The sequence below is a fragment of the Roseobacter sp. YIN89 genome (genome assembly GCF_057219365.1).
In genome coordinates, this window is record NZ_JBXVVD010000001.1 from 634377 (window position 1) to 654562 (window position 20186).

Annotated in this window: 16 protein-coding genes; 10 read left to right on the forward strand and 6 right to left on the reverse strand. The window is 57.1% G+C overall.

What is annotated here, in order from left to right; translation table 11 throughout:
* Positions 1-4 precede the first annotated feature (4 nt).
* Positions 5-115 carry an amidase family protein gene (locus AC2D8V_RS03165; protein ID WP_484732058.1) on the forward strand — a complete coding sequence of 37 codons (111 nt, stop codon included), beginning with the start codon at positions 5-7 and terminating at the stop codon, positions 113-115.
* Positions 116-421: 306 nt separating this feature from the next.
* On the opposite strand, the gene AC2D8V_RS03170 is transcribed toward AC2D8V_RS03165, so the two are convergent.
* The 3 genes from AC2D8V_RS03170 to AC2D8V_RS03180 form a co-directional block, all read right to left on the reverse strand.
* Positions 422-1192: a class I SAM-dependent methyltransferase gene (locus AC2D8V_RS03170; RefSeq protein ID WP_484732059.1), complete on the reverse strand. Its 771-nt coding sequence runs from the start codon at positions 1190-1192 to the stop codon at positions 422-424.
* Positions 1193-1337: 145 nt separating this feature from the next.
* On the reverse strand, positions 1338-2939 hold the full coding sequence (gene xrtD / locus AC2D8V_RS03175; protein WP_484732060.1) for a VPLPA-CTERM-specific exosortase XrtD: 1602 nt from the start codon (positions 2937-2939) through the stop codon (positions 1338-1340).
* Between the two features lie 157 nt (positions 2940-3096).
* Positions 3097-4416: a nucleotide sugar dehydrogenase gene (locus tag AC2D8V_RS03180; protein ID WP_484732061.1), complete on the reverse strand. Its 1320-nt coding sequence runs from the start codon at positions 4414-4416 to the stop codon at positions 3097-3099.
* 142 nt (positions 4417-4558) lie between these two features.
* Here AC2D8V_RS03180 and AC2D8V_RS03185 point away from each other — a divergent pair, with 142 nt between their 5' ends.
* The 5 genes from AC2D8V_RS03185 to AC2D8V_RS03205 all read left to right on the forward strand — a co-directional run bounded on the left by AC2D8V_RS03185 (position 4559) and on the right by AC2D8V_RS03205 (position 11923).
* The gene (locus AC2D8V_RS03185; RefSeq protein WP_484732062.1) at positions 4559-5539 is read left to right on the forward strand and encodes a glycosyltransferase family 2 protein; all 981 of its coding nucleotides are present in this window, start codon (positions 4559-4561) and stop codon (positions 5537-5539) included.
* Entirely contained in the window at positions 5536-8157 is a 2622-nt protein-coding gene (locus AC2D8V_RS03190) for an AMP-binding protein (RefSeq protein ID WP_484732063.1), read from the forward strand. Before AC2D8V_RS03185 ends, AC2D8V_RS03190 begins: the two co-directional genes overlap by 4 nt.
* A 102-nt stretch (positions 8158-8259) precedes the next feature.
* Entirely contained in the window at positions 8260-9342 is a 1083-nt protein-coding gene (locus AC2D8V_RS03195; protein WP_484732064.1) for a Gfo/Idh/MocA family protein, read from the forward strand.
* Positions 9324-10625, forward strand: coding sequence for a Gfo/Idh/MocA family protein (locus AC2D8V_RS03200; protein ID WP_484732065.1), 1302 nt, complete (start codon positions 9324-9326; stop codon positions 10623-10625). The genes AC2D8V_RS03195 and AC2D8V_RS03200 overlap by 19 nt, the downstream gene beginning before the upstream one ends.
* Entirely contained in the window at positions 10622-11923 is a 1302-nt protein-coding gene (locus AC2D8V_RS03205; RefSeq protein WP_484732066.1) for a glycosyltransferase family 4 protein, read from the forward strand. The genes AC2D8V_RS03200 and AC2D8V_RS03205 overlap by 4 nt, the downstream gene beginning before the upstream one ends.
* 20 nt (positions 11924-11943) lie before the next feature.
* On the opposite strand, the gene AC2D8V_RS03210 is transcribed toward AC2D8V_RS03205, so the two are convergent.
* The 3 genes from AC2D8V_RS03210 to AC2D8V_RS03220 form a co-directional block, all read right to left on the reverse strand.
* Complete coding sequence (locus AC2D8V_RS03210; RefSeq protein WP_484732067.1) at positions 11944-14193, reverse strand: PKD domain-containing protein; 2250 nt, start codon at positions 14191-14193, stop codon at positions 11944-11946.
* Positions 14190-15350 (reverse strand): hypothetical protein, encoded by a 1161-nt coding sequence (locus AC2D8V_RS03215; RefSeq protein WP_484732068.1) that lies wholly within the window; start codon positions 15348-15350, stop codon positions 14190-14192. Before AC2D8V_RS03215 ends, AC2D8V_RS03210 begins: the two co-directional genes overlap by 4 nt.
* Before the next feature lie 75 nt (positions 15351-15425).
* Positions 15426-15686, reverse strand: a complete 261-nt coding sequence (locus AC2D8V_RS03220) for a spike base protein, RCAP_Rcc01079 family (RefSeq protein WP_484732069.1) — start codon at positions 15684-15686, stop codon at positions 15426-15428.
* A 280-nt stretch (positions 15687-15966) separates the two neighbouring features.
* Between AC2D8V_RS03220 and AC2D8V_RS03225 the strand changes: the two genes are divergently transcribed.
* The 4 genes from AC2D8V_RS03225 to AC2D8V_RS03240 are packed head-to-tail and all read left to right on the forward strand — an operon-like array spanning position 15967 to position 20180.
* Positions 15967-16761 (forward strand): WecB/TagA/CpsF family glycosyltransferase, encoded by a 795-nt coding sequence (locus AC2D8V_RS03225; RefSeq protein WP_484732070.1) that lies wholly within the window; start codon positions 15967-15969, stop codon positions 16759-16761.
* Positions 16758-18209 carry a hypothetical protein gene (locus AC2D8V_RS03230; RefSeq protein WP_484732071.1) on the forward strand — a complete coding sequence of 484 codons (1452 nt, stop codon included), beginning with the start codon at positions 16758-16760 and terminating at the stop codon, positions 18207-18209. Before AC2D8V_RS03225 ends, AC2D8V_RS03230 begins: the two co-directional genes overlap by 4 nt.
* On the forward strand, positions 18206-19216 hold the full coding sequence (locus AC2D8V_RS03235; RefSeq protein WP_484732072.1) for a glycosyltransferase: 1011 nt from the start codon (positions 18206-18208) through the stop codon (positions 19214-19216). The genes AC2D8V_RS03230 and AC2D8V_RS03235 overlap by 4 nt, the downstream gene beginning before the upstream one ends.
* On the forward strand, positions 19209-20180 hold the full coding sequence (locus AC2D8V_RS03240) for a glycosyltransferase family 2 protein (RefSeq protein WP_484732073.1): 972 nt from the start codon (positions 19209-19211) through the stop codon (positions 20178-20180). Before AC2D8V_RS03235 ends, AC2D8V_RS03240 begins: the two co-directional genes overlap by 8 nt.
* Positions 20181-20186: the final 6 nt, after the last annotated feature.

Consider the following 20186-nt stretch of genomic DNA (forward strand, 5'->3'; position numbering starts at 1 on the left):
GAACGTGTATCCGCACAATCCAGGGCATACGCCAGGGGGGTCATCGGCGGGGTCTGCTGCGGCGGTAGCCGGCGGGATGGTGCCCTTGGCCGTCGGCACCCAGACAGGCGGATGAATCAATCGCCCTGCTGCCTTTTGCGGCGTTGTCGGTTTCAAGCCCAGTTTCAGCGCCATTTTCCGAACAAAAAGTTTCGCAAATGGCGCGGTGCTACGGTATCACAATAGTGCGAAAATGCTTAGTTCGCAGCCGATAACCCATTTGATCAGACCTGCACGAGCTTGCGTCTTAGCCTCATGCAAACACCCGCAAGCCAGACCAGTGACTTGCGCGTGACAGAGATCGAATTCACTGCGGTTCTCAACGAACGAAAGCCGATAAGGGAGGCAAAAAGCCGGACATGACGGCGCTGTCAGCTTTGGCTCACGCGGGCTTTTGCAAATGCCAGACCTGTTCGACGGGATAGAGCTTGGCCCAAGCCGCAGGCACCGACCCGCGTATGTCGTCTGCCCAGTCGGGGGCAAAGATTTCCTGATACCGCGTTACTGAAAAACCGATCTCGCTGAACAAATCCATCCAGCCCGAGATGGTGAGATTGAAACAGATACCGTGCGGGTCAATCTCGACCTGCGTCCAGTCAGCGCCGCGAAACCCCGCGTAGGGGCGGTGCAACTGGGTGTCGCACGGCGCTCCGTCCAGTGGCGAGCAGATGATCGCTAGCGGGTGGTTGCCTAAAAAGACAAGACGCCCGCCCGGGCGCAGCAGGCGCCACGCTTCGCGCAGCCACGTTTCTGGTGGACACCAGATCGCCGCGCCGTATTCGGATATTGCGAAATCAAAAGTTGCGTCGGGCAATCCGGTCTGTTCCGCATTTCCTTCGATAAAGGTGATGTTTGCGTCGTACGCGTCGGCCAGACGTCGCGCCGTCGCCAGTTGCGCTGGCGCGACGTCGATCGCCGTTACTTTTGCGCCCCGACGCGCCATCCAGCCGCTCACATAACCGGTGCCGCACCCAAGCTCGATCGCTTCCATGGATGACATGTCGTAGGGCAACATCCTCAGCTTGTTTTCCGCCTCTCCCCAATTCCCCCATTCAGGGGTATCCGCTGCCCATAGCCTTTCTCCGGCAGCGACCCATTGGGGCGCTTCGGCATCCCAAATATCGCGGTTGATCTGCAGATAATTGCCTGACATCGCCCATCCTTCGTCTGTCGCTGTCAAAGCCTTAGCAGATCACAGGACGAATTCGGTAGGCCTTTGTCGCGCCGCGCGGCAAGGCTCCGCGCAAAAGGAGCAGTGCACCAGCTTGTATCATCCGACGCTCCGATCGCGCAGTCGCTCAGCTTTCGGGTATAAAGCGCGGCAGCGGACCTTCGAGGTTTTGCAGCACGTCGAACAGTCGTGCTTCTGCGGCGGCGTCGGTTTCGTCGGCGCCAATCCGTGTTGTCAAACGCACCAAGGCGCCATCGGTCCGACCGGTCGAAATACCATCGATCATCAGGTAGAACTTGGCGGCAAAATCCCAGGCGATGTGCCGGCCTTTTTGCTCGAACCAATAATACACCATCATGCGCGTTTCGTCTTTTTGGATGATTGCACGGTTGATGTTGAAATCAGCAACCTGAAGCTGCTCAGACATGTCTGTGCGTTCCAGCCACGCGATTTCCCAGCCCCCGCCGGGCAGGCAGATCTCGGGCGAATGAACGCCACCTCTGCTCTGGTCTTCGTACCACGCCATAAAAAGTTCTACCGAAGGCTCGGACACCGAGCGCCGCAAATCGATCTGGTGGTAATCGTCGGCCCCCAGAATACGCTCTACGCCCGGTGACAACATCTGCCGCGGTCCGCTTTGCTGCCATTCGCCAAGCTGACGAGGAAACAAAACAAATCCGTCGCGTTCGATTTCGGCCTGTCCGCGCTGCGGCAGTGCCTGCCAGGCAAACACAGCGCCCATCGTGATAACGGCGGCAGCGATCATGGCCGTCGAAGCCTGTACGTACTTCAGTCGCATGAACTGCGTACCCAAACCGTCAGTTTCGAGGTCGAGCGCGTCGACAAGGGTCATTTTTTGCGGGTTAAAGTAGAGCATGATCCGCGCCAGAAGGAAGAGGATCAGGATGCACGAGATAAAGATGACCCAGCCTTCGAAGAAGTGCGTGAACCCTTCCAGCCACTCCGTGCCGAAACGATCCGCCAGAACGCCCGCGACAGCGATGCGCACAGAATTCATCAGTACTGTTATTGGTGCTGCAGCCAGCAAAAGAACGGCCTTGTGCCACATCGGACCTTTGTAAAGGACTGCGAAGATGTATGAAAAGGACAGGATCGGGAACAGGTAGCGCAAGCCAGAGCAAGCCTCTGCTACATGCAGCTTGAGCGTGCCGAGGTCGATAATATTGCCGTCCAGAAACACCGGGACGGCGAGTAGCTTCAGAAACCATACGCCCAACTCGGAGGAGATGAACTGCAAGAACGTCGACAGTTTGTAATAGAGCACACCTGGCAGGGGCAGCATATAAACCAGATGCAAAACCGGTGGCCAGAAGTGTTTGCCCGTAGACCAGCCAAAGCTGATCAGCAAAATTGCACCCACCCACAGAATAGTTGCGTAAGCCACGATATCGTCGATGTTCGACAACCGTCCTAATGCGCCAAAACCGAGGGCAACGAGCAGCAACAGCAATCCGGGCCAGCGATCCGGCACCGCACCTGGGTTGACCGGAACTTCTTTGAGTTGGCGAAGGAACAGCAAAGCAGACAGGACAGGTATCAGCGGTCCGTGGCTGTATTCAGGCAGTTGCCAAGCCACCAAAAGCGCATCAACACCATCGATGAAAAACAGGCAGGCACCAACTGTTGCCACCGCCAGCCAAAACATTCCCCAGCTGAATAATCCTGAAAATCCGGCCAGCCGGTTGGCAGGCGTATCGGTCATCGACATCTGGTAAACCCTTTGTAACTATTAAACGAATCTGTGCCGTTCTCGGTTTTCGATAACGGATTATGGCTCAAAACGTCAGCAATGGCGACTCTTTTTGAATTCGTTAATGACGAATAACACAAAGGTGAAGCACATCGCCCGCACAGAGGTTTGGTGCCTATACCTTTGTAACCCGATTTAATGGCAGCCCACGTCGTGCGATGGCGTTACGCGTGTCGATGACCGGACAATCAAGCTCCAGCAGGCGGCTGTAGTCGATTTTGTCGTGATCCGTGGCGATCAGAACGGCATCAAATTCGCCACGAACGACTTCGTCGGCGTGGAGAGATTTACGCGAAGTGAATTGGCCATATTCACGCATCGGCGGAATGTCGGGCACATGAGGGTCTAGAAACGCAACTTCTGCTCCCGCGTCATCCAACAATTGCATCAGTTTCATCGCCGGACTTTCGCGCATGTCCGACACGTTTTTCTTGTATGCTACCCCCACCAGCAGCACCTTGGCACGCGACAGACCGATCCCGCGGGCGCGATCCAACACTTCGCGGGTGCGATCAATCACGTGGTGTGGCATGGCCGTATTGATCTCTCCGGCCAATTCGATGAACCGTGTTGGCACATCATAGCTGCGTGCCTTCCACGCCAAATAGAACGGATCGATTGGGATGCAGTGCCCGCCAAGACCCGGCCCCGGATAGAATGGCATAAAACCAAAAGGCTTGGTCGCCGCGCCGTCGATGACGTCCCACACATCGATATCCATGGCATCGAATACAAGTTTGAGTTCATTGACCATCGCGATGTTAACGGCGCGAAAGACATTCTCGGTAATCTTGATGGCTTCTGCCGTGCGTGTGTTGGGGACGCGCACCACACGGTCAACGACACGGGTATAGAATGCTTCGGCCAGATCACCCGCCAAGGGCCCGTCGCCGGCCACGATTTTAGGGATGGTAGAGGTGTTGAACGAGGTGTTGCCGGGGTCTTCACGCTCCGGCGAGTAGGCCACAAAAACCGCTTCTCCGACCGTCAGACCGCTCAGTTCAAGTAATGGCGCCAGCACATCTTGCGTCGTGCCGGGAAAGGTTGTCGATTCCAGCACAACGAGTGTTTCTGGTCGTAGATGTCCTGCGATCTCCCGCGCCGTTTGCTCGACATAGGAAAGATCGGGTTCTTTTTGTTGGTTCAAGGGTGTGGGTACGCAGATCACAATGACGCTGCATTGGCTGAGGCGCGAGAAGTCCGTACTCCAACCAAAGCGCTCGGCAGCAACGACTTCGGCCAATGCGCCATCGGAAACTGCATCGATATAGCTTTCGCCCTTGTCGAGCCGCTCGATCTTGCCCGGATCAACGTCAAACCCGGTGACGGCAAACCCGCGGGCAGCCGCTGTGACGGCAAGCGGCAGGCCGACATAGCCCAAGCCGATAACCCCCACGTGAGCGCTTTGGTTTTGAATGGCGGTCAGAAGGGTCATATTGTTTCTTTCCAGCGAGGGCATGCGAGACTGACATCACATATTGTGGCCGGTGTTGGCAATATAACCACAATTCAGCGTGATCGTGTCACAGCGTGGTATGATTGTTTGCTTTCTGAGTGCGCACCCTTGCCAAAGCGCAATGGGTTTTGCAACAACGCAGAGAGTTCTGGTAGCCCGAAAGCTTGGTTTGATGTCCGCGTTGCGATCCTACGTTGTTGTTTCGCCTTGCCGAAACGAAGCCGAATACATGCGGCGCACGTTGAACAGCGTTGTGGCGCAAACGGAACCGCCGTCGCTGTGGGTTATCGTCAATGACGGTTCGACTGATGAAACCGGTGATATCCTTGCCGAATATGCAGCACAGCATGCTTGGATAAAGATCCTAGACAAACCCGATCGCGGACACCGTGCCGTGGGGCCGGGCGTGATCGAGGCATTTTACTTTGGGCTCGACACGGTGGCACTCGCCGACTTTGCATATTTGTGCAAGCTTGATCTCGATCTTGATTTGCCGCCGACTTACTTTGCCGAACTGATGAACCGGATGGAGGCAAACCCAAGGATCGGTACCTGTTCGGGCAAACCGTATTTTCTGTCACCCTCAGGCCAGAAAATTCCGGAAAAGTGTGGCGATGAAATGTCGGTGGGGATGACCAAGTTTTACAGGCGGGAATGTTTCCAGCAGATTGGCGGTTTCGTCCGCGCGGTAATGTGGGACGGCATAGATTGCCACACGGCCAGAAAACTTGGGTGGATGGCAGTTAGCTGGCCCGACACCGAATTGCAGTTCGAACATCTGCGTCCTATGGGATCAAGTCAGGTCAGTATCTACACAGGCCGCAGGCGGCATGGGTCCGGTCAGTATTACATGGGGTCTGACCCTTTGTATTTTATCGCAACTGCGGTCAATCGTATGCGACACCCGCCCTACATACTGGGCGGTTTGGCTACGTTGCAGGGCTATTTTGGCGCCATGCTCCGGGGTGCGCCGCAACATGATGACACCGAGTTGCGCGACTTTATCCGTCGCTACCAGAGGCGGGCATTGATGGTCGGCAAGTCGCGCGCAGTGGCCGAGATCGAGGAAGCCAAAGCGCCGCTCTGGGAGCGTGACAGATGACGGCCATTCCCAACGGTCGGGTCACCGAAATACCGGGCAGCAACAGCCTCGACTTTCTTGAAGCCGTATTTGATTGCTACGCGGCGAAAGAGGTTTTTGCGATCAGCCGTGGTGATGCGTCGTTGTCGGACTTCGATATCGACGTTATTCGGCACGAGTTGCCGCCGGCGGCAGACCAGAAACGGGGGTGGGGTCGGTTTGACCATACCCCAAGCTATTCCGAGGCGCCCGCTCAGATCGTCTTTACTTCCGGTACGGAAGGCGCACCAAAGGCCATCGTGCTGAGCCACCGCAATCTCGCCGATGTGGTTACGCGTCTCAACGATGCAATGGCGGTCACAGCAGACATCAAAGAGTACGTCGGTGTCCCGGTTACATACTCCTTTGGCTTGGGCCGCGCGCGTGCCGTGTCGGCGGCAGGTGGTGCAGTTTATTTGCCCGAAAGGTTCAATCCGGCGGAAATTCGCCGGATGCTGGAAGCAGGTGAGATCAACGCGATCTCTGCAGTGCCCAGCCTGTGGAAGATCGTCGTCGATGCGCCCGAAGCGATCGGCGCTGCGGGAAAGAACGTGCGCTGGATTGAGATCGGCAGTCAGTACATGTCCGGACCGGATAAGGCGGCGATGGCGCGGCTTTTTCCAAATGCCCGCATTCTCCAGCACTATGGTCTGACCGAGGCATCGCGCAGTACGTTTCTGGATATCCGATCTGAGGCAACTGTCGATCTCGAATCTGTCGGAACAGCGCGGGGGCAGACGCAAATTCGCCTGTCCGACACGGGCGAAATCATGATCAAGGGGCCGCATGTTGCGATTGGAAGATTGCAGGCCGGGAATACCTTGGAATCCCTTACTGACGCTGACGGCTGGCTCGCCACAAAGGACGACGGCAAGCTGAGCGGAGAGGTTCTTTACTACCTCGGCAGACGTGACAACCAGATCAACGTCTCTGGTGTGAAACTCACCGCCGAAACTCTTGAAGCGGAGATTGCAAAGATCATTCCGGCAGCGTCAGGCCATATTGCGGCGACCGGATATCCGGACGCGATACGCGGCGAGATCGTGCTGCTGGCGATAGAGGCCCAGACTACTCCTCTGCGTTCAGTGATTGAAAGTGCCGCACGTGTGGTTTTGGAGCGTCGCGGAATACCACCTGATGCCGCCTTTCGCGTCATTGCGCTAGAAAGGTTGCCGCGTACAGGAACCGATAAAATACAGCGAAAGACGCTCGTGTCTCTGGCGGCTGACGACCCGCCGCAGAAAGACGCCGCGCCAGAGTGCACGATGCCGCAAGGCGCGTCACTCTCCCATGCGGAAGAAGCCCTGGCAGAGGTCTGGCAATCGGTTGTCGGGCGTACCGCGATTGCACCGGACCAGAGTTTTCTCGATCTGGGCGGTGACAGTCTAAGCAGCGTGCAACTAGGTCTGGCGATGGAGGCGGCAAAATACAACCGCGCGAGCATCAGCGCCACCCTCGAGGGGCGCAGTCTGCGCGACGCCGCGGCGCAAGCGACAAACGACACACTGCCGCTGCCCATTACCCAAGGCACAGTTCTGCCTGATCAGACGCAACGTACTTGGGGCCTGAACATTGCGCGCGCCGTTATGGTGCTGTCGGTGCTATATTCCCACTGGGGGCCGGGTTTTTTTCTCGCTCTCGGCATGTCAGAGAACCCTGGCGGCTTTCAAAACATCTTTTACCGCATCGGGACTCCGGGGTTTGCAACTGTCTTTGGTCTCGGTGTCGGCATGTTCATGTTGCCTGTACTTGCAACACGCAAAGAGGCGGTGTTGCGCCGAATGTGGGTCTCGTTCGTTCTTGTTCTGGCAGGCTTGTCCCTGATTGCAGGTGCGCGCCTGCTATTGGATGTGGTCGAAGGTAATCCGGTGACATCGCGTCGCGCAGCCGAAGCGTTCTACGGCGTGTTGACGTTTTATGCGATTGCTCTGTTCACCGCACGGTGGTGGCTGGTCGGATTGGCCCGCTGCCGCGACCCGATGGTCGTACTGGTCTGGGCTATCCCGATTTTCCTGCTTTTGTGGCAATGGGTGCCGTTTGTTGTTCCCAGCGAGGTTCAGGATAGCGTCATGGAATTGCCGCGACTGATGCTTGTCGCGGGGTACAACGTGTTCAAGATGTCGGCACTGGCCTGCGCCGGTATGGCGGTAGGCCTGTGGGTATCGCGTCAGGACAACCTGCAAAAGACGACGCGCGCCTTGCTTGGTATCGGTGCGCTAGGCGCGTTTCTGTGTTTGGCGGCGATGATCGAAACAGCTGGGCGCGGGATGGTTGTCAGCCGGAGCAATTCTATTTTTGTTTCTATTGTCGGTCAGGGCTTTTACGTGTTCTTCAGCGTCACGGTGCTTGGCGCCAGTTTAATACTTGTCCGGAACTGGGCAGCGCTGGGACCGGCCTTGCGCGCAGGGGCGCGAATGATGATCACATTGGGTGGACTGAGCTTGCCGGTCTATGCCTTCCATCAGCTTGTAATCCCGGTGCGCGATGTGCTTTTGGCGCTGGGAATGGGCGGCGGCCCTGCACTTGCCCTCGCGATGGGGAGTTTTCTTTTCCTCATCGGCTTTGGCTGGTGGCGGCTTTATCGTATGTACTTTCCCTAAGCGCACGCACGCTCGCATCAGACCTTTGGAGTTTACGCGTATCTCAACCTCGAACGGCATACTTAAACACGGCCACGCTCTTGTGCAGAGGGGGCGCGCAGGATGAGCGCTGAGCGTCCGTTTCGCTGGGCAATCCTTGGGACAGGGGAGGTGTCGCGTAGATTTGTGCGTGATCTGCCGCACGCACGCGGGCAGGCTCATGTTGTCGCGTCGCGCAACCCGGACAACGCCGCGCGGTTCGCGGCTAGCCTGTCAGTGCCGCATGTTGCTGAGAACTACGCAGACGCTGTTGCGCGCGGGGACGTGGACGCAGTGTACATTGCAACGCCACCCGCGCTGCACGAGCCGCACGCGCTGATGGCAATCGAAGCTGCCAAGCCGGTATTGCTGGAAAAACCCTTTGCAGTCGATGCATCTGCGGCGGCACGTGTTTTACAGGCTGCCCGGCAAGCGCAGGTTCCCTGTATCGAAGCAATGTGGAGCCGCTTTCAGCCATTCGCCCAAGTGGCAAGCAAACTGATTGCAGCGGGGGAGTTGGGCGAGGTTCGGTGCTTTGACGCGCGTTTTATGGCCGCGAACCTTCCAAGTGAGCAGAGTAACCTTTTTGATAAAGCCCTGGGTGGTGGTGCTCTGTTGCACCGCGGCGTTTATCCACTGTCGCTGGCGCGCCATTTCTTGGGGCCGGTTGACGAGATGCTTCCCGTGGCCCAGATCGGGCAGACGGGTGTCGATGAGGAGAGCGTGCTCGTTCTGCGCCACCAAAACGGCGCTTTGTCGACGGTACGGTCCAGTTTACGTTGTCTTGGTGATGAGGGTGCGTTCATAGCAGGAACCAAGGCGACCCTGCACCTTGAGGGTCCGATCTACCGGCCGACCGGGGCCGTGTTGGTGCCCACAAGCCCAACCCAAGCGGGCGGTCGCGGTGCACCACGCAAGATGGAAGGGCTGCGGGAAAGCCAATTCGGATTGCGCCTGTCCGGCTCAATTCAGAGACTGCGCAAGCGGCTCAAGAGCCAGCGGCTTGATGTGCGATTGCAAGGCAACGGGTATCACTACCAAGCCAAGGCCATGCACGAGTGCATTCGCAATGGCGCGCCAGAAGCTGAGGAAATGCCATTGGACCAGAGCCTTGAGGTTATGCAACTAATAGACGAGGCGCGCACCGCGTGGGAGGCTTTGACGTGAAAATCGGTGTCATCGGCTGCGGGTATGTCTTTGACCATTACATGACGACGGAGAACCAGCATCCGGGTGTCGAGATTGCCGGTGTGTATGACAGGGATACCGCGCGCGCGCAGCAGGTCGCTGAATTCTACGGCTGCAAATTATATACTGATGCAAACGAAATGTTGTCTGACAGTAGCATCATCATTGTCGCAAATTTCACTTCAATCGAAAGCCATGTCGAGGTCAGCCGGGCCGCCTTGCGCGCAGGCAAACATGTTTACTCGGAAAAGCCGGTGGCCATGACACTGCAGGAAGCGGCGGAACTTGTTGCGCTCGCTGACGAGCGTGGATTGCGGTTTTCCGCGGCTCCGTCCAATGCGCTTTCGGCGACCGTACAAACGCTATGGAAGGCAGTCGATGACGGTGCAGTTGGCGATGTTCGCGTGGTCTACGCAGAATTCGACGACAACCCGGTCTATCTGCTTCAGCCAGAAAACTGGCGCTCGCGTTCGGGGGCACCTTGGCCGTATCTGCATGAATATGAAATGGGATGCACTTGGGAACATATCGGATACCACCTGACGTGGATGTGCGCGATTTTTGGGCCCGTTCGAAACGTAACGGCTTTTTCGAAAGCCACTTTGCCGGACAAGACGAGTGAACCGCTATCGCCTGACGATACGCCAGATTTCTCAGTGGCCTGTCTGGATTTTGCCAGTGGCGTTGTGGGGCGCATCACCTGTTCCATTGCGGCGCCAACGGATCACCGGATGCGCATTATCGGCAACAAGGGCGTTCTGGAGGCTGACAGTTATCGCGATTATCGCAGCCCGGTGCGGCTGGAGCCGTTTTCGGAAGTACCACTCAAGGCGCGCAACCTGCGCGTTGTTCGGGATAGCACTTTGCTTCAGCGTTTCACGGGCGTAGGGGGGGGCAAGGTGCCTTTGATCGACACGCCCCCGCCAGGCGGCACCGCACCAGTGCGCCCTCAAGGCGGCCCGTTTGCGCGCTGGAAAGCGTCGCAGCGCGGTCAGCAGGATAAAGCGATCGGGCTGGCAGAGCTTGCCGACGCCATCAAAAATGACCGCCCCCATTTTCCCAGTGCCGCGTTCCACCTTCATCTGACCGAATTGACACTGGCGGTTCAGGCCGCTGGCCCTGATGGAAACTCCCAAGCTTTGACCACAACATTCGATGAGCCACAATTGCCAGAACGATCGCGGCTGGTCGCACCGGATTACAGCACAATAAAGCCCGTGGCCCCGGCGGAACGCCTAAAGAGAATGCTGAAAAGATCATGACATCCGACAAATCTTCACAAACGGATGTTGCGCAAAAAACACCGCGCATCGCGTATCTGACCGGGAACTTTCCAGAGGTCTCGCTCACCTTCATTCTGCGCGAGATCGAAGCGCTTCGCGGTTTGGGCGCGGATGTGCTGACCTGCGCGATCCGGCAAACCCCGCCAGAGCAACATCCCGGCCCGTCTGAAAAGCACGCAGCGGCCACAACATTTTACGTGCTGCGCGCAGCACGCAACCCGATGACATTTCTGTCTGCTCAGGCGCGCCTTTTTCGTGATCCGAAACGGTATTGGTCAACCATGAAACTGGCCTTTTCGACGCGGGCGACGGGTGTGCGTGCCCATCTGCTTCAGATTGCATATTTCTTCGAGGCCACCGTACTTGCGCAATATCTTGAAGCGCAAAAAGTTGACGCCATCCACAACCATTTTATCGGTGGTTCTGCAACGGTATCGATGTTGGCCTCTGAACTGACCGGCATTCCGTTTAGCTTTACCTTGCACGGCCCCGCTGATCTTTTCGAGCCAAAGCGGTGGTCCTTGCGCGAAAAGACAGCCCGTGCGCGTTTTGTTTCGACCATCAGCTATTTTGCGCGCAGTCAGCTCATGTTTCTGTCTGACCCGGCCGATTGGCACAAAATCCGGATCATCCACTGCGGCATCGATCCAGCGGCGTACACACCACAGAAACGCACTGAGGAGTCAAAAAGCCTTCAGCTGATGTTCGTAGGACGCCTCGCGCCGGTCAAAGGCATCGACATACTTCTCGAGGCGATGGGGTCGTTGGCCGAACGCCACAAAGCGATCAAGCTCGTAATCGTAGGGGATGGACCGGAACGCGCGCGACTGGAACAGGTTGCAGCCCCCTTGGGCGATCACGTTCAATTTGTCGGCTACAAATCGCAAACGGAGGTCGCTGAAATGATGTCCAAGACGGACGTCTTTGTATTGCCGTCCTTTGCCGAAGGCGTGCCAGTCGTTCTGATGGAAGCAATGGCAAGCGGTGTGCCCGTCGTTGCGACGGCGGTTGCGGGCGTTGCCGAACTGGTCGAGGACGGCACGCATGGGCGCATCGTGCGCCCGGGTGATCCTGCACCTCTGGTCGTCGCGATCAGCGATCTGGCGGACAAAGGGGAACTGCGTGCGCAAATGGGAATTGCCGGGCGCGCAAAGGTCGTTGAAGACTTTGATATTCATGCCGAAGCTGCCCGGCTACTCAGGCTGTTCACGCACGATATCGACGGCAAAGACGGGGCACCCGCGTCTCCACGTCCCCCGCCTCGTCCTGACGTCTGATCGCGCCCGCTGGGCCACCTTTACGCTGTTTCGATGGCCCCCGCCGAATGGGTCGCGCTCCGTCGAACGCCTCTGAGATCGTCCCAGCCGGCCAACGCGGTAACGACGCCATTGTTCGTCGAACCGGCCAATGGCCGACCGTTCCAAACACTGTCTGCTGGTGTGCCAAACTCGGTTTCGAAGTTAATCAATGCGTCATCATCCGTCAGAACACTTAGGGTAAAGCTGCCCGAAAGCGTGCCGCCACTATTGTTTGTCACGATCACGCCGTTGGCGTCGAACGCAAAGGACGCGTTCACCTTGTCTTGGGAAACCTTGCCACCGTTTTTAATTTCATGTGTTAGCTGCGGGATGGGATTTTCGTTGACCGCTGCCTGTGTCAGGGCAGGGTTGATCGCCGCATAGGGCACGGAAAAGCTGCCACCGTTGGGCACAGCACCGCCGGCTTCTGCCTCATACGTGCTCAGATAACGCTGGTAGCGCGACCGGTAGCCATCATATTCGGGTGTAAAACGCGGTGTGTCGTCTATCAGCGTATAGGGTGTATTTGGCGTACCGAGATTTGGCTGATGTATGAAATTTGCCTGTTGGGTAATTGCATAACCTGATGCCGCATCGGAGATCGCCGCCACATTCGCGCTGCCGCTTGGTGCCTTGTCATCAGATGCCAGATTGATGATCGTATTTCCTTCGACACGCTGCGGATAGGACAGCGGATTGTAGTTGCTTTCGTCAGGGTCCGCAAAACGCACGAATGAAAACGTCTGAAAGCTTGTGTTCGGTTGGAGAACATCAGGCCGAATAAACAGATTGTTGCGTGTGCAAAATCCGCCGTGGCGGACATAGAGCGGATAGCGCGTAAACCAGCACCCGACAACAATATTGCGCTCGAACGTGGTCGAGGTGAGCGCCGCTTCGGAACCGCCATTGGTCGTGGAGGCAGAAAAGACGATCTCGCCCCCCTCAAAGATGTTGCCCTGAACGTTGCCTTTGCAAAAGCGGTTGGCCCCGGCCCCGGCGCCGCCGGTCAGAAACCGCACGCAAGGTTGTATCGTCTGGTACGCGTCAATGTTCTCGAACCAACCATTGCGCGAGACCATGTGGTTGCCAAGGATGACCGGGCGGGTGCAGGAAAACCATCGCACTGGCCCGTGGTCGTTGAAACCAGGCGACACCTTTGGGCCTCCGGCAAGGGCAGTGGGTGACTGCTTGATCGTATTGCCAACCAGCATTGTGTGGCCGCCCATCGTCGACATATTCATCGCATAGGACTGCCAGTTGGTGAATTCGCAGTTTGCGACGGCGAGGTTCATCGCGCCTGAAGGGGCCAACGCTGTGCCGAAGCCCGAAAACTTGCATCGCACGAACTGGGTTCGGTCTGGCGGGTTGCTACCGGATGTCGAGAACCCGATTTTAGAATTGCCGGTTTCTGTTGTCGTATCCCAGTCACCCTGGAAATCCACCTGACAAAAACTCAGATCAGCAGTCGCTGCCGGATCGCAGTCCTGAAGCAGCCACGTCACCGCGTTGCTTGACGACGGTGTCAGTACGGCATTTGAACCGCCCGTGGCAGGGTCCGACATAATGACAGTAGACGGAATTTGCGCACTGCCTGTCCAGTTAACGTCGCTGAGCGGGTGTGAGACACCTCGGCGCAGATAGACGATCTGTGGTGTGGAGTAGTCTCCGGCTTCCAGTTCGTTCAGAAAAGCGTTGAGCGAGGTGAACTGTCGCGCGCCGACAGGGGCAGCGGTAAACTGACCGTCGGGGTCAACATAGTTGATGTCCTGCGCCGCAAAGACATCGGACCGATCGGCGATCGTAATCTGCGTGGTCGCGACCGCAGACTTGCCGCTGACCGGCTCAAAAGCCTCGCAAGTTACCGTATAGCTTCCCGGGGTTTCGAAAAGGTGGCCGACAATCTTGCCATAAGCTGAGTTTGCGTCCCTCAATTCGGCGGGCAGGTCCGAACTTAAATGCTGCGTTCCTGCATCGCCAAAGCTCCAGCGGTACTGGATATTATGTACCGTCGGATCAAAGTCACCGTCCACAACTGGCTCTTGCGTGTCGAAATCATCAACATTGACCTCAAAATGGATCGCTGCCGGGGCCACCATCAGGTTGGTGCGGGCCGCAGTAATTGCCGCAAGCGCGGTTGGCGGCGGCTGACGCCAGTTTCCGGTCAGGTTTTTGGTCACGCCGTCGGACGTGATACTCAGGTCAAAGACGGTGCCGATCGCCGGACCGCCTCCCAGTTTAATAGAACTCATGTCAGAACCACTCCGTGGTTATCGACCCAGAATTGTCGGGCGTTTTCGATGTCGGATGCCACCGCATTCGAGGTCAGAACGGGGCTGTAAAGGCGCAGGCCGGTCACTGCGTTGATGCTTCGTGACCCGATGTTCAGATACGACCAGTCAGCCGCAACCATGTTGATGTCCCTAATTTCAATCAGGTGCGGGGCACCGTCAGAAAGCGTGTTCACCAGCAGGCCGGTTGTAATCGTCGTTTGCTCGGCCCCATCGATGTATAAGGCGGGAGTGCCGACGTTACCGGAATAGAAAGTGCCTGCAGTTGATCTGAAATTCAGCAACCAATCAGACGTTGTTCCGTCGCGGCCAAACAAAATGTTAGCATTGCTGTTGCTGTTACCCGCGTCTTTTACGGCAAACATCAACGTCATGGACGCTGTCAGGCTGCCAGGAACCAGTGCAGCCTGAATCGTGTCGGCATTGAAGACTGCGGCGGCATCTGAACCGTCCCATGCCGGACCTGTACTATAGCCTCCGGCGCCGCCGTTTTTGTCGGCATGCCAGTCGTTCCCGCTCGTGTCGCGGATACTTTCAATGTCGTTCGCACCAGTGGGGGGCGCATTCGATGACAGGTTTGGAGATTCGTAAAAGTTTTCGCCCAGCGTCGTGTCGTAGAAAAAGCCGGCTTCTCCATTTGAGAACAGACTGTCCTGAACGCTGCTAAAGCTGCCTGCAACAGAAACCGCGCCGGTAATGAAAATGCGGCTGCCGTTGTCGTCCAGCGCTGTGCTTTTGCGCCGCACATCACCGGCCTCATCGTTTAGAACAGCGGGTAGCGTGGCGCTAGTAGCACCGGGAATGTCTTGCCATCCGGCCCCCGTGTTACGTTCCCACTGAAACGTCAGCGCGTCCGTTCCCGTAAAGAAATACAACGGGAACGGTGCCGTTAATGCCGCATTGGTTTCCGGTTGGCCGCTGATCGGTGGCTGCGTTACCAGCACGGGCCCGTCTGAGATGCCCGAAACGTTTACCGTGTAGGGGGAGCCGACTGCATATTCTGCCGGGCTTGTCACACCCACGGTGAGCGTTTCCGCCGCGCCATCGATCACAGAATAGCCTGCCGGATCAATGGATAGGGTGAATTCGACCGGGTCAGGCACCGCGATGCTGTTCATGCCCGCCGAAAGAGGTCGGTTTAATCCGATATTCAGGCCAATATACATCAGCGTTCTCCAAAAATGAGAGCAGGATCAGGACATCGCGACGATGCCGGTGGCAGTCGTTCCGGTTGACCAAATTCGCTTGACCCGGATCGGGAAGGGTACGCCCGCTGCCACAGTTACGGTGGCAATATCGTCACCCCTTGTGGTGACGCGCACCGCACCGCTTTCCGCAACGTTGATTGCCCGCGTCACGAAGGCCAGGTCGCTGCCGTCATCTGGAGTTATATTGATCAGACGTGTTGCCGGGCTTTCCAGGCTTTGGGCAACATTTTTGAAAAGGTCGGACATTGAAGGCTCCTTGAAGGGGCCGCAGAACGCGGCACGGGAAATAACTCTGAAAGGTCAAAATCGACCAACTGTTGCGTTATTGATTGAACAGATTGGTGTTTTTGCACTTAAACCAGCGTACGGTGCCCGTGCAGGCTGCGTTAAATGGCTGAAAATGAGACCTTTTTGACGCGCGCCAAGGTTTTCCATGGTTTAGACATTTTTTACCGCCATTATGCGCTGCAAATCCTTCCAAGCAGGTGGTATAGACTCCACGTGCCAGTTGAACAGTGATGCAGATATGCAGTGGATTAAGACAAATCATGACGGTCAGAAGGCCGGCGCTATCGAGGTCAATGTGCCTACCATGGACGGGCTGCTGACCGATCTCGAACGTCGCCTGCGCGCGGGTAAAGGCTTTTGCCTTGCAACGCTTAATCTGGATCATGTTGTCAAGCTGCAGGCTTCCGCAGATTTCCGTTTAGCCTATCAGGCGCACAGCCATGTCACTGCTGACGGGCATCCGATTGTCTGGCTGTCTCGCCTGTCTGGCCAGTCCGTAAGTCTTGTCCCGGGATCCGATCTGGTACTGCCAATGGTTGAAATGGCCCAGAAGCTAGATATCCCCATCGGTTTCTTCGGGTCGACAGACGAGACGTTGACTAAGGCCGCTGACAGATTGCAGGCGCGATTTCCCCAGCTCAAAATCGCTGCGAAAATAGCGCCGCCCATGGGGTTTGACCCCGCAAGCGCGGCAGCTGACGGGTTTATCGACGAATTGCAGCAGTCTGGTGTGGGAATTGTTTTCTTGGCGCTTGGCGCCCCGAAGCAAGAGATTTTCGCGCAGCGGGCCTATGATCGTGCGCCGCAGATGGGTTTTGCCTCTGTCGGCGCAGGAATTGATTTTATTGCTGGGACGCAGAAACGCGCGCCGACGCTCGTGCGTAAAGGTGCCGCAGAATGGCTATGGCGACTGGCCGGTAATCCAATTCGTCTGTTCGCACGTTATATGGCCTGTTTTGCGATCTTGCCGTCCTTGACCGTTCGAGCATTGCAGGGACGCCGCGCAAAGAATGGCAGGGTAGAGGCGGGATGAGTACGGCGGCGCTCTTTCTGTGGCCGGTGGCGATCCTGTACTTCTTTCGCAAGTACTCGCCGGCGCTGGCCGTGTGCCTCGCGATATTCGGCGGCTACCTTTTCCTGCCAACAGGAACGGTGATACGGCTCCCGAATGTGCCGGATATCGACAAGGAGTCGATGGCGGTGCTACCGGCGTTGGCTTTCGCGGTAATTTTCGGTGCCCAATACACCCGTGGACGGATGAAGCAGACCAACTCAGGCCCGTTGCCTGGCTGGATTCCGCGTTCGGGCCTCGTGATCTGCCTGCTGATGTTCGTTGTTGTCGGCGTGCTGTTGACTGCAATGACCAACGGCAGTTCTGTCGTATATGGCAGGAAGGTGCTGCGCGGCATGACGATGTTCGACGGGATGTCTGCGCTGCTCAAAACAACTGTCGCAATGCTGCCGTTTCTTCTGGCGCGCAAATACCTCGCGCGGCCGGAGGATCACCGTATGCTCGTGATCTTCTTTTGTATTGCGGGCTTGGTATACAGCGTTTTTGCGCTGTTCGAAGTACGCATGTCGCCGCTACTCAACAAGATGATCTACGGCTATTTTCCGCACGAGTGGTACCAGCACAAACGGGGAAATGGTTGGCGCCCGATCGTCTTTTTGTACCATGGCTTGTGGGTCAGCATTTTCTTTGCCTGTGCATCCATTGCGGCAGCAGCATTAATAAAAATGGTGTCTGACGAATGGCGGACCAGAGCATGGCTCGCGCTGGGCTGGCTTGTCATGACATTGGTGCTGACCAAGTCTCTGGGCGCGGTTATGATCTCTATGGTGATTTTGCCAGTGATGTTCCTCTCGGTGCGCACCCAGATGCTTTTTGCCACTTTTGTGTCGATCGTCATCATGACCTATCCTGTTTTGCGCGGAGCAGGGGCGGTGCCAATTACACCCATTATGAGCTTTGCCAGCACCATCGATGAGAGCCGAGCCAAATCATTCCTCACGCGCCTGACCAACGAAGAAGAACTTTTGGAAAAGGCCAACCGAAAGCCGCTGTTCGGATGGGGCGATTTCGGGCGTGCGCGCATCTTTGACGAACGTGGGCGTAACCAGAGTATCACAGATGGGTTCTGGATTATCCTCTTGGGAGAAGGAGGATGGGTCCGGTATATTGGTACGTTCGGGTTACTGGTCACGCCAATTATCGTTCTGACCATGCGGCAAAAGTCACACGAGGTGTCGGCGGCTACCGCGGCTCTTTGTCTGATCCTGACGGCAAACATTGTTGACCTGATCCCCAACGCCACGATCACGCCATTGACGTGGCTGGTCGCGGGGGCTCTTGCCGGGCGCATGGAACTGCGCGCATCCGAGTTGCAAAAACCAAGCGATCAGCCTGCGCAGAACTTCGTGCCAACAGGTCCGCAATACTCCCGTTTCCCGGCCCATAAAGGAAGGCAGACGGCGACATGAGTGGACCCGGCAAGGCCGAGGGGAGACTTAATGACATCCCTGTCGTCATTGTAAATTACAACACGGCAGACCTGACGATACTGGCAATCGAGAGTGTGATGTCAGCCGATCACGGCGCGCGGCAGGTGCATGTTCACGTGGTGGACAACGCCTCTCCGAACGGGGACGCAGACAAGCTGGCAAAACATATTGCCGAGGCTGGATGGTCGCAGCGGGTCACCTTGCACGCCGAAAAGCGAAATCACGGTTTCGGTGTCGGCAATAACGTTGTGTTGGAGAAACTTCTGGCGGACGATACGCCACCTGACGCGGTGTTTTTTCTCAATCCAGATGCAAGGCTTGCTAACAACGCCATCGCCGTTCTTGCCGATTTTCTCGAAAGCCACGATGCGGCTGTAATAGCAGGCGCGCGCGTGGAAAAACCGGACGGCGTGCCTGTCACGGCTGCGTTCAGGTTTCACAATCTGCCGTATCTTTTCGCCAATGCGCTGTCTTTCGGGCCAGTTTCGCGCGCCTTGGTCGCGTGGAACGTGCCGCTTCCGCCTGATACAAAGACGAGGAGAGTTGATTGGGTGTCGGGTGCCGCCTTCATGGCGCGGTTTGATCGCCTGACAGAGACAGGTTTTTTTGACCCTGAGTTCTTTTTGTATTTCGAAGAGGTCGATTTGATGCGGCGCGCCGGAGGCAAGAACGCGGAAATCTGGCATGTGGCCGAGGCGCGGGTCATCCACGCAGAAGGCGCAGCGACAGGCGTTGGAAGCGACGCACGCAAACGTAAACGCCGCCCGTCTTACTGGTACCACTCCTGGTATCACTACATGGCGAAAACCCACGGCCGGGTCTATGGTCTGATCGCTTTGACTACTTGGATGACCGGCGCCATTGGGAACATCGTGATGTCGCGGCTGCGCGGCAGACAACCTGATACACCGCTCGGACTTTTCGGTGATCTTTGGGCGATGGCGGGCCGACCGCTGGTGGGGCTCGAGGCTCGGCCATATGACTGATACGGCAGAGGCCAGCCAAGTCGCGGCAGTGGTGATCGGCCGCAACGAGGGCGCGCGACTGATCAGGTGCCTTGCTTCGCTCGCCCCTGATAAGCGTTGCGTGGTCTATGTGGATTCTGGGTCAACTGACGGGTCGGTCGAAGCGGCAAGGTCGGTGGGTGCCGAAGTGATCGAACTGGATATGTCGATCCCTTTCACCGCCGCGCGCGCCAGAAACGCTGGGATCGCATCTTTGCAAAACACAGAAGTAAACGACTACGTGCAGGTCATCGACGGTGATTGCGAATTGCAGGCCGGATGGATCGACAACGCAGTCTCTTTTATGGACAAGCATAAAGACGTAGCCATGGTCGCGGGTCGGCTGCGCGAGCGGTTCCCCGAGGCGACACTGTGGAACCGGATGGCAGATGCCGAGTGGGATACGCCGATTGGCGAGACAAAGGCTGTGGGTGGTATTGCCATGCTGCGCCGCACGGCTGTCCAGCAGGTCGGCGGATACCGCGAAGACTTAATAGCCGGAGAAGAACCGGAGCTTGGCTTGCGATTGCGCCGCGCCGGATGGCGCTTGTGGCGACTGGATGCGGAAATGGCCCTGCATGACATTGCAATGACCCGGTTCGGCCAATGGTGGCGCAGAACGGCCCGCAACGGTTTCGCCATCGCGCAAGGCGCTCATCTACATGGCCGCGCGGAGGAGAAGTACCGCGTGGCAGAGACACGACGTGCTCTCGTTTGGGGAGCGGTCGTGCCACTTGTCGCACTCTTTGGGTCGCTGTGGTCGCCGTGGGCGTTTGTTGTTCTAATGCTTTGGCCTCTTCAGGTCGTCCGGTTGCGCTCGCGCGGCATGGATTGGACCGGCGCATTCTTTCTGACACTTGGTAAAGTAGCCGAGGCACAGGGGGTTATGCGCTATGCGTGGCAATACGCAACGGGCCAGCAAAAGCGACTGATCGAATACAAGTAGGCGGCA

Coding starts and splice junctions, on each gene's coding strand:
- AC2D8V_RS03180 (WP_484732061.1), bottom strand. CDS start 4,416: ATGACCCTTCTGACCGCCATTCAAAACCAAAGCGCTCACGTGGGGGTT.
- AC2D8V_RS03210 (WP_484732067.1), bottom strand. CDS start 14,193: ATGAGTTCTATTAAACTGGGAGGCGGTCCGGCGATCGGCACCGTCTTT.
- AC2D8V_RS03170 (WP_484732059.1), bottom strand. CDS start 1,192: ATGTCAGGCAATTATCTGCAGATCAACCGCGATATTTGGGATGCCGAA.
- xrtD (WP_484732060.1), bottom strand. CDS start 2,939: ATGTCGATGACCGATACGCCTGCCAACCGGCTGGCCGGATTTTCAGGA.
- AC2D8V_RS03230 (WP_484732071.1), top strand. CDS start 16,758: ATGAGTACGGCGGCGCTCTTTCTGTGGCCGGTGGCGATCCTGTACTTC.
- AC2D8V_RS03240 (WP_484732073.1), top strand. CDS start 19,209: ATGACTGATACGGCAGAGGCCAGCCAAGTCGCGGCAGTGGTGATCGGC.
- AC2D8V_RS03205 (WP_484732066.1), top strand. CDS start 10,622: ATGACATCCGACAAATCTTCACAAACGGATGTTGCGCAAAAAACACCG.
- AC2D8V_RS03215 (WP_484732068.1), bottom strand. CDS start 15,350: ATGAACAGCATCGCGGTGCCTGACCCGGTCGAATTCACCCTATCCATT.
- AC2D8V_RS03190 (WP_484732063.1), top strand. CDS start 5,536: ATGACGGCCATTCCCAACGGTCGGGTCACCGAAATACCGGGCAGCAAC.
- AC2D8V_RS03220 (WP_484732069.1), bottom strand. CDS start 15,686: ATGTCCGACCTTTTCAAAAATGTTGCCCAAAGCCTGGAAAGCCCGGCA.
- AC2D8V_RS03235 (WP_484732072.1), top strand. CDS start 18,206: ATGAGTGGACCCGGCAAGGCCGAGGGGAGACTTAATGACATCCCTGTC.
- AC2D8V_RS03195 (WP_484732064.1), top strand. CDS start 8,260: ATGAGCGCTGAGCGTCCGTTTCGCTGGGCAATCCTTGGGACAGGGGAG.
- AC2D8V_RS03225 (WP_484732070.1), top strand. CDS start 15,967: ATGCAGTGGATTAAGACAAATCATGACGGTCAGAAGGCCGGCGCTATC.
- AC2D8V_RS03185 (WP_484732062.1), top strand. CDS start 4,559: ATGGGTTTTGCAACAACGCAGAGAGTTCTGGTAGCCCGAAAGCTTGGT.